We start from the raw sequence: 15956 nt of genomic DNA, 5'->3' as shown, positions 1-15956 counted from the left end.
AATCGCGCAGACCTCCGTCTTCGCTTGCCACACGCGGTCCCCAGGTGGTGATAAGAAGTCTGGCATTGTTTTCGAAATTGTCTCGTTCATGTTTTGTCGGAGCCAGTCGGCGGGCATCGTCTATCCATGTGCTCACACTGAATTCCGGACGTGTGGAAAGAAGTTCGTCCTGAAGCTTTATCAAGGAAAGGAAAGAATCGGACTTGCGTCTGAATGTTTCCATATCCTTGCTCTTCAATGCTTTCTGCATCTCTGTGTAGACGATACGGCCTTTTTCGGCTATTGCCTGGCGTGTTATGTCGACAAGGTCATAGCGATAATTCTCATTCCCTTTCAGAGCAGGAGCGGCAGCAGCGAATTTTTTCGCGGCGGCAATCACATCCTCCGGCTTGTAGTAAGGTTTCATGCGGCTCCAGCTTGATACTTTCCAAGCCTTTTCCGATGGACGGGCGCAGAAAATCGACTCCGTTGTGCCCTGCTGTAGTATCCCCCAGGGGCAGTTGTAGATTGTGGCGCCAAGCATCTTCCATGCTTTTTCGGCATTCGCGTTCTTGCTGCCGTAACGTGCGCGGGAGTAACCTTCGAGCCAGTTCTCCTTGGTGAACTGTTCGGGTCGCCAGATAAGCTCTGATACAAGTTCGTACATCACCGGGTTGTTCTCGATCCCTTCCGGGGTGAGACCGATGCCTGTCATATCTTTGCCGAAACGTGAATCGCGAGCTTTATAATAACCTCCGATCACATTGTCGAGTCTTCCGTGAAGACCTACATTCCCTCCGAAGTTCAACAGCATGCACCATAGCCAGTCCTGTCCGTCGTAGCCGGTAGGACGTGGAGTTTTGGACGGTGTGTCGGGATCGCCCCATTGAGGTTTGATTTCAGATGCGAGGTCGAGAACCACAATGTCTCCTTTTGGAATGCCGGCATAAAGCTTTGCCCGCGGGTTCTCGTTCCACCCCTGTATGACCCATACCGCTTCCGGATTGGCGCGTTTCATGGCACCGGCTATGATCTTTCCTGCTTCGGTGAGATCAACGCCTTCGATGCTTCCTCCCTCATGGAATGGATCCATGCTGTAATACTTGGCAACACCGCTCACTTTGTGCAACTCATCATAATATATGTCAGCGATTTTGTTGAACTGCGGGTCGGTGCTTTTGAGGAATGTGGGACGCACGAAACCGTTCCATATCCCTTTCCCGGATACATCCATGCCCAAGCGTTCTTCGGCATCGTGGGGAACCATGCCCGAATAGCCCGGAAGCACAGGCTCCATACCCAGCTCGCGCATGCGGGTGAGGATCTTGTCCTGAAGTTCTGCGCGGTCTTCATACCATTTCTCCGAGTTGGGACCGCCCCATCCTTCAAGATTGTTCATCAGCCACCATGCCTGGAATGCCGGACCGGCAACAAATTCGTCTGCTTCTTTCTTGCTGTAGCCGAGACGAAGCAGGGTGTTGCGCCACACGACATCGGTGCCGGTGATCGCAAGCGGCATGTTGATGCCGTGTAGTGCCATCCAGTCAATCTCTTTCTGCCACCTCTCCCAGTCCCAGAATGCCATGGAATATGAATGCGTGCAGTAGTTAAGGTAATAGCGTTGTGCGGCATCTGTGACATGACGCTCGGGACGCGACGGTAGCGGCAGAACGTCCGGTAAGTCGGCAGTCATCATGTTCCAGCTCAGATGGATGCCTGTGTAATATTTCAGATACCAGTTTAGTCCGGAGGCTATGTTGACTGCGGAGTTTCCCTTGATCACGGGCTTGCCGTTTTCTGCGGAAATCTCGAAAAACTCATCCGGAGTGTCTGTCTGCTCGAAGATGAATCTGCGGGAACTTCCCGGACATACCCTTTCCAACAGCGATGCCACCGGGTTACAGGTGGATTTCCATATCCTGCGCAGGTCGTTCCATCTGTAGTATCCCGGTGTCGCCTCCGCCACGCCGTTGATGCGCAACGGACGTTCGTTGAGTCTCGGTGCGGCGAGTATGTCTCCCGCGGAGTTACGAAGCAGTATAAGCTGCAGGTTCGCCCCCATGGGAGTGAGGTTCTGTTTCTGCCAGACGCACGTCGCCTTCTCGAAACCGCTCACTGAAGCATCCGCTCCCTCGGCTCCCATAAGTGCCAGAAGACGGAGCAGTGCGGTGTCGTGTCCGAAACGCAGGTCTGCTGCCGTAGGTCTCTTTCCGGCTATTGCTTCATCGGCGCGGTCAATTATATCGTTGAGGAGGTTTGTCGCGCTTCTCGGTCCTGCTCCTGTACCGTCGGGAGAATTTGCATGGCAAACATACATCTGGTAATTTGAGCACTTCCACTGGTTATAGAGATCTTCCGGATCGAATACGCCTAATATGTCCTCGTCAATGCCGTCGACATCCTGCACGTCTATGGCAACATCATAGATATACCTCATGAGTCCCGGCAGATCTTTAACTTTGCCGGGGTCTGTGAACAGGCGCGAGGCTGTTGTCACCGAGCGTGTGAGAGAATCCTTGGCAGAGGCAAAACGCTTCCTCCAGTCGGCATCCTTCTTCTCCAGCATGCGGGTTTCGTCATTATGTCTCATGATAAACTTCATGTCGCCGGGGGAGGCATGTCTCTCGATGGTGAGGTTTGGGTTGTTTTTCTGTAATCCCTCGGTAAAGGCTGCCATGGAGATTATGCATCGCGGTTCGGTCGATGACCTTGCGATTATTTTTGCATTCCCTTTGAAAAGCCCCGGAAATCTTTTTGCCGTTCTGTCGGCGATGCCCGAGTGCTGGCGCTCTCCGAGCGGGGTCAGTTCTCCCCAGTGTCCTTCGGTGTGTTTCCCTAACTTCTCCACTTTGTCGAGCACCTCTCTGCCTGTGTCTGTCAGATTCCCCTGACTCTGCTCGGCACGCAGTGCGTCAGCCACAAGACGGTGGAGCTTCTTGTTTATGACCCACCTCGAACCGTGGCGTCCGTAGTGGCTGATATAAAAAGGTTCATAGCCCGACGGAGCCGGAGCCATAGAGTCGGTGGAGTAGGGGTAGGCATAATATATGCCGCCTGCTTTCTCGGGAGTGGCTTTAAACTCAGTCCGGATCTGTTGGCATTTAAGCATTTTCTGAGAGATCTGGTCTGATTTCAAGGTTTTGGCGAAACCGGTGGCAGTTATAGCCATAGTCGCCAGAATTGTTAGTGCAAATCGCTTATTCATTGTGAGATATAATAAGTTTTCTCTCTTATTCCAGAGTTTTTCTCCATTTGGCGTTCAGATCGCTCCAGCGGTAATAACCCGGAGCATACTCTTTGACTCCGTGAATCTTTGCCGGTCGCTCGTTGAGGAGCACGGTGGCGATTTCCTCACCCTTCGCATTGCGGAATATTGTGATCTGAAGGTTGGCTGCCATCGGTGTGAGGCGGTATTCCTGCCATACTCTTGACGCTTCGTCTATCCCCCGCGCCTCGTCATCGCTGCCTTCTATTCCCATAAGTGCGAGCTGGCGCAGTAGGAAGACGTCATGTCCGAAGCGCAGATCGACAGCGGTGCGTTTCCCGGCAAGACTCTCATCTGCGCAGTCAAGGATGTCTTTCATAAGATTTTTTGATGACTGCGGACCGTTACGCTTGCCATCGACTGAATTGCCATGACGCACATATTGTCTGTATGCCTCCCCTTTCCAAAGGTTGTAAAGGTCTTCATGATTGAAATGCGTAAGAAGATTCACATCAAGTCCGTCTACGTTCTGCACTGCGATCGCCACATGATGAAGATCTTTCATTACCTGCGGAAGTTTCTTGATCTTCGAAGGGTCGCGGAACAGTCTTGATGCTGTGGCTTTACATTGATAGAGAGAGTCGCACGCTTTGTCGTAAGGAATCTTCCATTCCTGAGGCTTTTTGTAAATGTCAAGCGCTTCCTGTGTGTGGAACGCGATGAAATTCATGTCGCCGGGTGTGGCGTGGCGTTGTAATTCCAGTCTTGGGTTATACTCTTTCAAAGCCTCTGAGAACGCCGCCATTGAAATGATGCACCGTGGCTCGGTGGAACTCCTTGCTACAATCACGTCTCCATCCTTGAAGAGGGATGGGAAACGCTCGCACATACGGGTGGCGATGGCTTTGTGCTGACGCTCGCCGAGTGCCGAAAGCTCGCCGATATGACCTTTTGTATGATCGCGACATATCTCCACAAGCTTCATGACTTCTTCACCTTCGGCTGTCAGATTGCCGGCGGCATACTGCTTCTGCAACACTTTCAGAGTATTGTCGTGAAGTTTGGCGGATGTGTGCCATCTCGAGCCATGGCGCCCGTAATGGCTGATATAAACGGGTTCGAATCCCGCCGGTACGGGAGCCAGGGAGTCTGTGCTATACGGATAAGCGTAATAGATGCCTCCGGACTTCTCGGGTGTCGCGGCAATCTCCCTGCGGATTTCCATGTCCGCAGGATTGACAATTTTTGTCTGCTTCTCTTTTTTTGCACTTGCGCAGAATGATGTCATCATCATCGCGGCGGTGCTGATCAGGATTAATTTTTTCATTGTGAGTTTTTTAGGGAGTTGCGTATGAGTTTTTCCACATCTTCTTCGGTTCCGCTGAAGGGTCCCTTGTCCTGGAGTTTAAGGGTGCACATCGCGGCTGCGAAAGTGCCGGATTCCTGATAGGAGGCACCGCGGCTTCTCTTGTAGAGATACCCCGCCATGTAGGTGTCGCCGCAGCCTGTGGCGTCCACGAGGTCGGCTGGCGGCAATGCGGGAATCTCGTGGAAGACTCCCTCTGTGTAGATAATGGAGCCTTTGTCACCCAAAGTGAGAAGCACCTCGCGGCAGCCCCAGCCGGAAAGTATCTTGGCGGCGCGGCGCGGATCTGTCGTGCCTGTAAGAACCTCCATCTCCTTTTCGTTGGCTTTAAGAATGGAGATATACGGCATTGCCTCACGTTTCTTGTCATAATCGACATGCACGACGTCCTCGCCTGTGACCTTGCGGAGATACCCCTGCACATCCACAGCCACTGTTCCTTTGGCGGCGAGTGCCTTGATGGTGTCAAGGTCGAAATCGTCAGCAAGGAGTGTGCCCAGGTGATATATGTCGGCGTTGATATCGCGGAGGTTCTCGGCGGTGAAAGGGTCTGCCTTGGCAAGCACACGCTGGGTGCGGTTGTTCATGTCTTCACCGTATTTGTTTTCAAAATATACGGATTTGCGGCTTGGAATCACCTTGACATCGATTCCTTCGGAACGGAGTTCCTCCACAACCCCCATCTCTGATTCTCCAAGGGAGGTGACGAGGGTAAAGCCGGTATGGTCGAAATTCTTGAGAGCCTTGGCGAAGTAAAAAGCTGTTCCGCCGGGCATATGCGCCTCAAAACGCGGAGTTATTACCTTGTCGAGCGTGATGTGCCCGATGCAGCATATATTTTTCATTTTGTTTTCAGTTTTAAAGCATAAATCAATACGAAGAGATAACCGACGGCTGGCACTATGAATGCCGTGGACATGGATGTGGCGTCGGCTACTATTCCCATCAGAGAGGTGCCTACGGCTCCACCTATGGGTGTCATCATAAGGAAAGAGGAGGCTATTTTCACATTCTTCCCCGCATCCCTGATGGTGATTGCGAAAATTGTAGGGAACATTATCGCCTCGAACGCATAGCATATAAAAACTCCGCCACGCGATATCACTCCGAGATCAAGAGTGACGGCGACAGCTCCCGCAACGGTCATCAACGCGCAGACGAGAAGCACTTTCTCGGCTTTAATGCGGCTCATGATCGCGCTGCCCGCTACCCTTGCCACCATGAATAGACCCAAAGCGCCGAACGAAAGAACCAACGATGCCGTGGCTTTGTCCATCCAGCCGTCTGAGGTGGCGTAATTGATGAAAAGGGAATTTATGGATATTTCCGCAACTTCATAACAGAACAGCGCGAGGAGTCCGTAGCGGAAAGTTTTCCTTTTCCATAGGTCGCGGATTGTAGCCGCAAGACCAGTGTCAGCTGTGGAGTGGCGGGTTTCGGTTTCAGAGCTGTCTGAGATTTCAGGAAGGCTGACGCGTGAAAACACCAGCGCGGCTACAAGTACAATCACACCCATGATGGTGTAGGGCACTTCGACACCGCCGCTGCCGCCTGAGAACAGGAAACCTCCCACAATCACCGGAGCGAGTATACACCCCAGTCCGTTGAACGACTGCGCCAGATTAAGGCGTGACGCCGCCGTTGCCTTGTCGCCTAATTCAGCCGCGTAGGGGTTTGCCGATGTCTCCAGCATCACGAGTCCGCAGCCAATCACGAAAAGCGCCACTAAGAATATAGGGAAGGAAAGCATGGCTGAACCAGGAATAAACAGCAATGCTCCGATTCCGAAAAGAAGAAGTCCGGTCACTACACCTCTCCTGTATCCGAAACGGGTGATAAGGATACCGGCAGGAAGTGCCATCAGAAAATAGCCGAGATATGTAGTGGCTTGTATGAGTGTGGATTGCGTGATGGAGATTTCCAATGACTCCTGAAAGTGTTTGTTGAGAACGTCCAGAATCGCGCGGGCAAATCCCCACATGAAAAAGAGGGAGGTAATAAGTATGAATGGTAGCAGATACTTCTTACTTACAAGTTTCATTCTGTCAGGTTTTAATTTTATTAGAAATTGCAAATTTAATAAAAAAATCTCCAACCTGAGTAATTTGGCAATTTATCCTCGTGAAAGCAGCCGTATATGTATGTCTTTACTCGGCTGAGAATTAGTAAAATAGCATTATGTAGATGTGGCACTGCTTACCAATGGATCATTCTTGATAATTAAAATGTGTTAAAATGCTTAAAAAGTGTAGTTTTTACACTTATGATTGCTATATTTGCAACGACAAAACTTCAGATGCAGTAAAGTAGATTGATAAGACTTTATTCAGATGTGTTGAATATCTGCGGTTTATCAAGAATGCGATACTATAATAACAACTTAAGTTAACCTTACATCATGTGTAATTCAGGACAAGTGCACGGTGGGAAATATACTGCCCCCCCTGCTGCTAAAAAATGGAAATGGCTCACCATCGTCTTGGTGTGCCTTATGACATCCTTTACAATCAATGCTCAGACAAGTGTGACAGGTACAGTGACCGATGAAGCCGGCGAACCTCTGGTCGGCGCGAGTGTCGTGGTGCCCGGAACTACTGTCGGTGCCTCGACCGACATCGACGGCAATTTCAAACTGAACGTTGCTCAAGGAAAGAAGATACGTGTCTCCTACGTGGGCTATGTGTCAAAAGAGGTTGAAGTGAAGGGTTCTCATCTAAACATCGCCCTCAAGGAAGATAATGAGGTTCTCGACGAGGTGGTTGTGATCGGTTACGGCACAATGAAGAAAAAAGACCTTACCGGTTCCATCACTACTGTCAATTCCAAAGACCTCAACGTAGGTTCCTACACCGATCCGGGTCAGTTGCTACAAGGTAAGGTTCCCGGACTTGTAGTAGTGCAGAACTCAGACCCTAACGGTGGTGTCAATTCTTTGACACTTCGTGGAGCTTCCACTCTCAACGGTTCAACAGAACCACTCTATGTTGTTGACGGAATCCCGGGAGTGAACCTTAACCTTATCCCACCTGCCGACATTGAGAGTATCGATGTGCTCCGCGATGCTTCGGCTACAGCCATCTATGGTTCAAAGGCTGCCAATGGTGTAATCATTGTAACTACTAAAAAAGGCTCGGATGGTCCGGCTCGTGTATCCTACCAGGGTTACGTATCCTGGGAGCGCATCGCCAACGACCATAAAATGATGACAGCCTCGCAGCTTCGTCAATATGCCGAGGAGAACAATATTCCAATCCCCAATGACAAAGGAGCCGACACCAATTGGGCAAAAGAGACACAGCGCACTGGTTTCGCCACTAATCACAACCTCTCCATCTCCGGTGGCACCAAGAGCACGAGCTACAACGCTTCGGTGAACTATATCAAGCGTGACGGTATTATAAAAGGCGTAGGCAACAACCTTTTCACGGCACGTGCATATGTTGAAACAAAACTTCTCAAAGACCGTCTCCTTTTGGGAGCCGGAGTCAACTGCAACATCCGCAATGAATCGGGTGTCCCCCGCAACAAGCAGGGAGCTTCAGTATACGAGGCAATGTATTATTACTCACCCCTTGAACCGGTGCGCAATGAAGACGGATCGTGGTATTCCAATACAGATGTATCTCAATATTACAACCCTCTTTCACAGGTATATGAAGATCGTTCTATGGCAACTTTCAAGCGTTGGCAAGTAACGGGCAAGGCTCGTCTGAAAATCCTTGAAGGACTTTTCCTCAACGGCAACTTCGCCTATGAGAACCAGAACAAGAATTACAAGGAATATCTCTCTACCGAATCGCAGACCAATCATCGTCATGGTCAGACCACACGGGAAGTTCTTGACTGGGAAAGCAAGCTTATGGAAATCTTTGCCAACTATGACAAAGACTTCGGTGAGGATCACCGCATGGCACTCATGGCAGGTTATTCCTGGGAAGAGCGCAAAGACGAAGAAGGATTCGGTGCAAAAGGCTACAACTATTATGACGACTCCCTTGGCTGGAACGACATAGGTATGGCAAACTCATGGGATACAGATCCTGTCTGGGGCAAACTTTATTCCAAGACCCGAATGATTTCGTTCTACGGACGTGCCAATTATTCCTATAAATCCAAGTATCTCCTTCAGGCAGCTGTACGTCGTGACGGAGCCTCTACTTTCGGATCTAATAACAAATGGGCTACTTTCCCCTCAGCTTCCGTGGCATGGCGCGTGACAGGGGAAGACTTCATGGAACAGAGCGCAGGTTGGCTACATGACCTCAAGCTCCGCGTTGGCTGGGGACAGAGCGGTAACGCTAAAGGTTTTGACGCCTACACTTCCCGTTTCTATTATCAGGCAGGTTCCCGTTTCACATATGTAGACGAAAATGGTGTGGAACACAGCTACAAGAGCCTCAATGCAGCACGCAACGTGAACGACAACCTTAAATGGGAGACAACCTCAATGCTCAATATAGGTCTTGACTTCGCTTTCCTTGGAGGTCGCATCAACGGTACAATCGAATATTACAACAAAGACACTAAGGACATGATCTGGGATTATCCTGTGTCAACAGCCATATATCCTGTAGATAAGCTCACGGCAAATGTAGGAAGGATGCGCAACCGAGGTGTCGAGATCTCAGTTAATGCAGTTCCTTTCCAGGGACCTTTCACCTGGACCACATCACTCAACTTCTCGCATAACCAGAATAAAGTGGTATCAGTATCCAACTCTGAGTTTAACGCCGGTGTCCTAAACCGCTACGACCCGAACCTACCCGGTCTGTCGCAGGGATGCTCAACTCAGCGCATCGTTGAAGGCGAGGCTATCGGAACTTTCTACCTCTGGGAGTGGGCAGGCTACAACGAGCAAGGACAGTCAACATTCTATTCGCGCGATGTCAATACCGGCGAATACGAACTGGATGCAAACGGAAACCGGATGACAACGCAGAACCCGGGAGAGAAGGATCGCGTGAAATTTGGCAGCGCCCAACCAAAACTCACAATGGGATGGAACAATAACCTGACGTGGAAGAACTTCGATCTCAATCTCTTCTTCACCGGAGTGTTCGGTCAGAAGATATTCAACGAACCCCGCGCTTACTTCTCCTATATCGGTGCAATATCGCAGGGTAAAAACGTGCTCGCATCCGTGCGCGATGAGCAACTCGCCACCGATGGTCTTGCACACTATCCTTCCAACCGTTATCTCGAAGACGGCAGCTATTTCAAGCTCTCCACAGTGACTCTCGGCTATACATTCCGCAACTGCTTCAACGGCTGGCTCCGCGACATTCGCGTCTATGTATCCGCCAACAACGTTTTCACGATCACCGGCTATAAAGGTCGCGATCCGGAAATCAATCTCGGAGNACTTGAACCGGGACACGACACCCGCTGGGACCATTATCCCCGCACTCGTCAGATTCTCGTTGGTCTCAACGTCAATTTTTAAGAAAACACAGGATTTTTAAGATTAAACCGAAAAAATGATCATGAAATCATATATAAAAGCGTTGATGCTGGGCACAGCTTCCATTGGAATGACCGCCTGCACCGACCTCAATATAGACCTTGACACTCGATATGAAACCCTACCGGACAACCCGATCGCGGTAGAAGGAGAATTCAACAGCTGTTACCGTTATCTCTACAGCTGGTTCAGCCGCGACTTCAACGAAGCGGTTGTAAATCAGGGAGACGAGATAATGGGCATATGCTACACCATCGGCAACTATTATGACGATGGACGTGCCATCAACGGATCCATCCATTCTCTCACCCTTAATAATTGGAGCACCCGCATGATCGGTGGTTGCATGGAGGGTATCACCCAATGCAACTCCAAGATTCTCGCCTATGGAGGTCCGGAACATAAGGATGCCATAGTGGCTCCCGTGCGTGCCATGCGTGCCTACTATCATTTCTGGATGATGGAACTCTATGGCGATGCGCCCATTATTGACCATGTCGTGCAGGAAGGTGAACGTATAGACCGTCAGCCCCGAGCCGATGTTGCAAAATGGATTGAGGGAGAGCTTCTCGAAATCCTCAGCCAGGAAGACGGACTCAGCAAGAAGAATGACGCCTCCACCTATGGCAAGCCTAACTACTGGATGGCAGCATCTCTACTTGTGAAACTCTATCTCAACTGGGGAGTATATACCAACCCTGTCACCACCGTGACCAATGACACCCCCAACGAGAAACTGAACGATTGCGTGAAATGGTGCGATGAAATTATCAAGTCCGGAATTTTCGAGGTAGGCAAAGGCTACCGTAAAAAATTCTTTCCGGATAATGGAGTTCACATCAAGNACTTTATCTACGCACATGATGTAGATCCAGCCACTAAAAACGATGGAACCACCACTTGGCACCGTTGGTTCGCTTTCAAGAAAGAGGGACTTCTATTACNCCCACCTTATGGATGGGAAAACCCCATGTCCACCGCCGGAAACACTGTCATGACCAAAGAAGCCGCAGCACGCTTCAACCTTCCAGGCGACGAGCGTAACAAGATTGTGCTCAAGGGACCTCAATTCAAGATGGATGCCAATTATGAATTTACGAATGAGCCCGTGATGCTCTATAAGGATCCGACAAAGCCCAATACAATGATCGGCCAGTTGAATTATAGGGAAGACTTTGATTTCGATGACGGAAGCATATATTCGCTTGGCGACGAATCTCTACCTGCAGTAAACAAGACTACAGTTGCAAACGGCACAGCATTGCTGAACATTCAGAAAGGCGCACGTCTATGCAAATATCCTCCACGTCTTGAAGACTTCACGCTTTGGGAGCGTAAGCAGGCAAACGACTATCCAATCTTCCGCTATGCCGATATCCTTCTCACCAAAGCAGAGTGCATTATGCGCGGTGCCACGGCAACACTTGGTGCAACACCCGCCTCACTGATGAACGAAGTGCGTGACTGTTCTTCCGCTCCGCACGTAACGGGCACACCGAGCTTCCAGGAACTTCTTGACGAGCGTTCACGAGAGTTCATACTTGAACCCTGGCGACGCAACGACCTTATTCGTTTCGGTCAGTTCGAGGCAGACTGGGGCGAGAAAAACCGTTACAAAGTGTGGGACAATGCGGAACACACCGAGTTCCATTGGGTGGAGCGTCAAGGAGCAAAAGACCCCAACCGACGTCTGATGCCTATCCATCAGGACATCCTCAATTCAAATACAAACTGGAGCCAAAATCCCGGCTACCAAGGAGTCTGAATCGAATCCAGACAAAGAGTCTCCGCCCTCAAAGCGGTGGAGACTCTTTCTAAAATAAAAAAACATTAACCTTATAATTNACCTAATAAATTAAAGCTTATGCGTACTGATTACTTAAAACGCAGTCTTATTGTAGCCGGAGCCACAGTGGCTTTCGCAGCTGTAGCAAGTGCCGGCAACTGGGTGGATGTCACTCACAAATATATAAAAGATGCCGCCTATATTCCCGGCTGGCAAGGTGTAGTCACCGGCTGTGCAGAGGGAGTCGGAGAGGTTTGGAACGGTGCATTCCGTCTTTACCGTGTTATTCCCGATGCACCTGCAGGATCATATACACTCACCTGCAACGCTTTCTACCGCTGCGGAAACAATGATTATTCTTTAAAGAATATGAAAGGCAACGATGCTCTCTACACAGCATATATTTTCGCAGGCAATGACAAAAAAACTGTTGTCGGTCTTGTTGACGAACTTAAAGAAAGACCTCAAGCGGGAGAAACTTATGATCCCCAAAAGCATTTCCCCAATGGACTTTGGGATGCCAACGAGTCATTCAAAGCCGGCAAATATGTCAACACCTTAACTACTGAACATAAAGGCGGAGATCTTGTGATCGGTATCGCCAATACAGGTAGCTACGATGATGAATGGTGCGCATTCGACAACTTCAAGCTCGTAGGACCCAATGGAGAGGTTACTCTCGAAAACGGAGACTTCAGCACCGGTCTCGACAGCAAGCGCGAATGGGACAACTTTAATTCAGAAAATAAAGAAAAAACACCCGATATGCAGAAAGACGGTGCCGGAGGCGGTGACTATCGCAAGTGTGGTGGCTCTCCCTACAAATATGGACAGCAGATAGAGCTTCCCGCCGGAAAATATCGCTTCGGTATGCTGACATTCCATCGTTATGGCTCCACAGTAAGCCCTGAAGGAAAATATTTCAACCATAAATCAGGCGATGAGGCTGATGCATACGGGCGTGTTAACCGAACTCCGAAAGACTGGTATGTCGCCAATGATTATGAGGCACAGACCACCTATGACCATGCCTATATTTTCATGTCGCAGAATGAAACTTGTCCCAAAGACCTCAACTGGTCGGAGGATTTTGGTGAATTGACTGAAGGTAAAGATGTTCGCACCCGTATCAAAGACTGCTGGGAGATCTGCAAAGGTAATTTTGACGAAATGCCGGATAACAACACATATGGAAAGGAGGCAACTCGCGACTACGAAACAAGAAACAAAGTTATCAATTGGCATGACTCCGGCAACGAGCGTGAGGCAGCAGCCGCTTTCGTAAACGAGCCTGAGAAGTATTATCAGTATGTTGAGTTCGAACTTACCGAGCCTACCAAGGTATGGGTCGGTATGGGAAAAAACACCAATACAAGTGACGGTTACTGGCAAGCCTGGGCAGATCAGACTCTCAAGGTTTGGGATGAAAATGCAGGAGCCGGTGTTTCCGACCTTGTGGTTGAGGATGAAAACGCACCTGTTGAATACTACAACCTTCAGGGTATCCGCGTAGCTAATCCTGAAAACGGCATCTATATCGTTAAGCAGGGTAACAAGGTTACAAAACGCATTATCAAATAATACAATTTCAATCTAACCTATACCTTCGAGGCGCAGGAGGCCGTAGCCTCTTGCGTCTCATTTTTAAACAAGCTCTAAGTTTCTTTTAATATGGCTGACAAATTCAAACGTTTCCTGTCGGGAGCTGTTTTGCTGCTGAGCATATTGCATTTAAATGCATCCGTAACAGATTATGTAGACCCAAAGATAGGATCAGAAGGTCTTGGTCGGGTGTTCATCGGTCCGTCAATGCCTTACGGAATGGTCAAACCGTCACCAGATTGCACGTCATCGCCCAATAGCGGATGGCTGCCTATGCCCGTACAGGTAAACGGCTTCTCCCAGGTGCACGTGAGCGGCACAGGTGGCGGTCCAAAATATGGTAACATATTGATCCAGCCTTTCGAAGGAGAACTTAACAGTATAAGCCACATAGATTACAGGGCTGAGGAGACTATTGAATTAGGTTACTATGCAACAACATACGCGAACAGCAAAATTCAGACTGAGATAACAACGGCATCAAAAGCATCTGCTTATAGAATCACATATCCGGGGAATAAGAATCCGGCACTTATGATTGATGCGGGCTTCTTCTTGGGAGAAAGTCCTGTGCCTGATGCCCGCGAAGCTCAACAATTTGTCGGTTCGGAAGTGCAAGTGCTGTCAGACAGGGAAGTTTGCGGGCATAGCCGCATAAGAGGTGGATGGAACAACGGAAGGGCATACACCGTATATTTCTATCTGGTCACCGACAACCCGGCAATCAGGACTGCTACATGGAAAAGCGGTAAAATTTCAGATAGCAAAGACCAATATGACTCAGGAGAAAAGACAGGTGTGTTAATGCAATTCACACCGTCTGTAAAAACATTGAACATAAGAATCGGAATCTCTTTCATAAGCGCATTGAAAGCGAAAGAAAACCTTTTAAGGGAAACCGAGGGGAAAACATTCGATAACCTACGCGAAAAATTGCTTTGCAGCTGGAAGGATATATTAAACAGAGTCAAGATCGACCCTAAAACATCAGATAAGCACAAGAGGATGTTTTATACAGGACTTTATCACACGATGATAATGCCGGTGGACCGCAGCGGAGAGAATCCGCTATGGACAGACCCCTGCCCATATTACGATGATTTCTATGCAATCTGGGACACCTACCGCACATCGTCACCTCTGATAACGTTAGTAGGTCCTCTCCGCGAAACGGACATAGTAAATTCCCTTATAAACATATATAAACGGGACGGATATATGCCCGATGCCCGCAGCGGTAATGCTAACGGACGCACACAGGGAGGCTCAAACGCCGAAATTGTGATAGCAGATGCATTTGTGAAAGGTCTCGAAGGGATAGACTACAATTTAGCGTTGGAAGCCATGCTAAAGGATGCGACTGTCGACCCCGGAGGCAACCATGAAGCAGAAGGTCGTGGCGGGTTACGGGAATATAATGAACTGGGATATATACCACACGGCATTCCCCGTGCCGGCAACCGCACCGTGGAATACTCTTATTGCGATTATGCCATACACCTTGTGGCAAAGGGGCTCGGGCACAACGAACTTGCCTCCGAATATCTGAAGAAATCAGAGAACTGGAAAAATCTATGGCGTGACGATTACGAACACGATGGAACAAAAGGTTTTATCATGCCGCGTGACCAAGACGGCAACTGGCTTGATTATATCCCTTTCGGGCATTCGCAGAAGCGCAGACCGATGTTCAAGTACACGCCTGTGACCTTCGAAGGACCCTGGTATACACCCTGGTGGAGCATGTTCTTCTATGAGGCGTCCTCCTGGGAATATTCGTTGAGTATACCCCATGATGTAGAGGGGCTTATCGAGAAGTGTGGGGGTAAAAAGGATTTTGAGACCAGACTCGACAAATTCTTTGACAAGAATTATTTCAATGTCAACAATGAGCCGTCTTTCCTGTCTCCATGCCTTTATCACTGGATTTCACGTCCGGACCGAAGCAGTGACCGTGTGCTTGAGATAATTGAAAACAATTATTCAGACACTCCCGAAGGGCTTCCGGGCAATGACGACTCCGGTGCGATGTCATCGTGGCTCGTGTTTCACATGACGGGTCTGTATCCTAACGCCGGTCAGGATTATTATCTGATTCATACGCCTGTGCTTGAATCCGCGACTTTCACTCTCGGTAATGACCGAAATTTTTCCATNCGTGCCGAAAATCTTTCTGAGAGAAACAGATACATACAATCTGCAACTTTGAATGGCAAGGATTATCCTTATTCTGCTATCCGACACGCGGATATCATGAAAGGTGGTGAGCTGAGGCTTAAAATGGGTCCGCGACCGAAGAAGTGGGGGACTGTGATGTTTGCAGACCAGGAATGACAGTTGAAAGTTGATAAAAAAGACATTATGAAAAAGTTGTTTTTGATACTGATGGTGTTGCTTTCCGCATCTGGATTATATGCGGTTGAGAAAACCGATACGCTCAGGTTCGTCTATAAGCTTCATGGTCAGACCCGAAAGTTCAGGTATGTTTTCGAGCCGCAAGGCGATGGAGGAGTGACATTACACTGGGGCATAGAAAGAAATCTTAAATGGTGGAGCG

General features: G+C 49.2%; 8 protein-coding genes and 1 pseudogene. 5 read left to right on the top strand and 4 right to left on the bottom strand.

Annotated elements, in window-relative coordinates:
* The 4 genes from JX312_RS02215 to JX312_RS02200 all read right to left on the bottom strand — a co-directional run.
* On the bottom strand, nt 1-3184 hold a 3184-nt coding region (locus JX312_RS02215; RefSeq protein ID WP_204456873.1), incomplete at its 3' end, for an alpha-N-acetylglucosaminidase TIM-barrel domain-containing protein.
* Between the two features lie 25 nt (nt 3185-3209).
* Complete coding sequence (locus JX312_RS02210; RefSeq protein ID WP_123403889.1) at nt 3210-4511, bottom strand: histidine-type phosphatase; 1302 nt, start codon at nt 4509-4511, stop codon at nt 3210-3212.
* Nucleotides 4508-5395: a PfkB family carbohydrate kinase gene (locus JX312_RS02205; RefSeq protein ID WP_204456872.1), complete on the bottom strand. Its 888-nt coding sequence runs from the start codon at nt 5393-5395 to the stop codon at nt 4508-4510. Before JX312_RS02205 ends, JX312_RS02210 begins: the two co-directional genes overlap by 4 nt.
* A complete protein-coding gene (locus JX312_RS02200) occupies nt 5392-6591 on the bottom strand; it encodes an MFS transporter (protein ID WP_204456870.1) in 1200 nt (399 codons plus the stop codon). The genes JX312_RS02205 and JX312_RS02200 overlap by 4 nt, the downstream gene beginning before the upstream one ends.
* A 450-nt stretch (nt 6592-7041) precedes the next feature.
* On the opposite strand from JX312_RS02200, the gene JX312_RS02195 reads away from it, so the two are divergent.
* The 5 genes and pseudogenes from JX312_RS02195 to JX312_RS02175 form a co-directional block, all read left to right on the top strand.
* Nucleotides 7042-9993 (top strand): TonB-dependent receptor, encoded by a 2952-nt coding sequence (locus JX312_RS02195; protein WP_204456875.1) that lies wholly within the window; start codon nt 7042-7044, stop codon nt 9991-9993.
* Between the two features lie 40 nt (nt 9994-10033).
* Nucleotides 10034-11776, top strand: a complete 1743-nt coding sequence (locus JX312_RS02190; protein WP_204456868.1) for a RagB/SusD family nutrient uptake outer membrane protein — start codon at nt 10034-10036, stop codon at nt 11774-11776.
* Between the two features lie 99 nt (nt 11777-11875).
* On the top strand, nt 11876-13378 hold the full coding sequence (locus tag JX312_RS02185; RefSeq protein WP_204456867.1) for a hypothetical protein: 1503 nt from the start codon (nt 11876-11878) through the stop codon (nt 13376-13378).
* Nucleotides 13379-13468: 90 nt separating this feature from the next.
* Nucleotides 13469-15733: a GH92 family glycosyl hydrolase gene (locus tag JX312_RS02180; RefSeq protein ID WP_204456865.1), complete on the top strand. Its 2265-nt coding sequence runs from the start codon at nt 13469-13471 to the stop codon at nt 15731-15733.
* 27 nt (nt 15734-15760) lie between these two features.
* A pseudogene (locus tag JX312_RS02175) lies at nt 15761-15956 on the top strand (hypothetical protein); the annotation flags it as partial.

This window comes from Barnesiella sp. CU968, from assembly GCF_905219685.1.
GTDB lineage: Bacteria > Bacteroidota > Bacteroidia > Bacteroidales > Muribaculaceae > Lepagella > Lepagella muris_A.
The sequence above is the reverse complement of the archived record's forward strand: the minus strand, read 5'-3'. Positions and strand labels throughout refer to the sequence as shown.

Coding starts and splice junctions, on each gene's coding strand:
- JX312_RS02205 (WP_204456872.1), bottom strand. CDS start 5,395: ATGAAAAATATATGCTGCATCGGGCACATCACGCTCGACAAGGTAATA.
- JX312_RS02210 (WP_123403889.1), bottom strand. CDS start 4,511: ATGAAAAAATTAATCCTGATCAGCACCGCCGCGATGATGATGACATCA.
- JX312_RS02185 (WP_204456867.1), top strand. CDS start 11,876: ATGCGTACTGATTACTTAAAACGCAGTCTTATTGTAGCCGGAGCCACA.
- JX312_RS02200 (WP_204456870.1), bottom strand. CDS start 6,591: ATGAAACTTGTAAGTAAGAAGTATCTGCTACCATTCATACTTATTACC.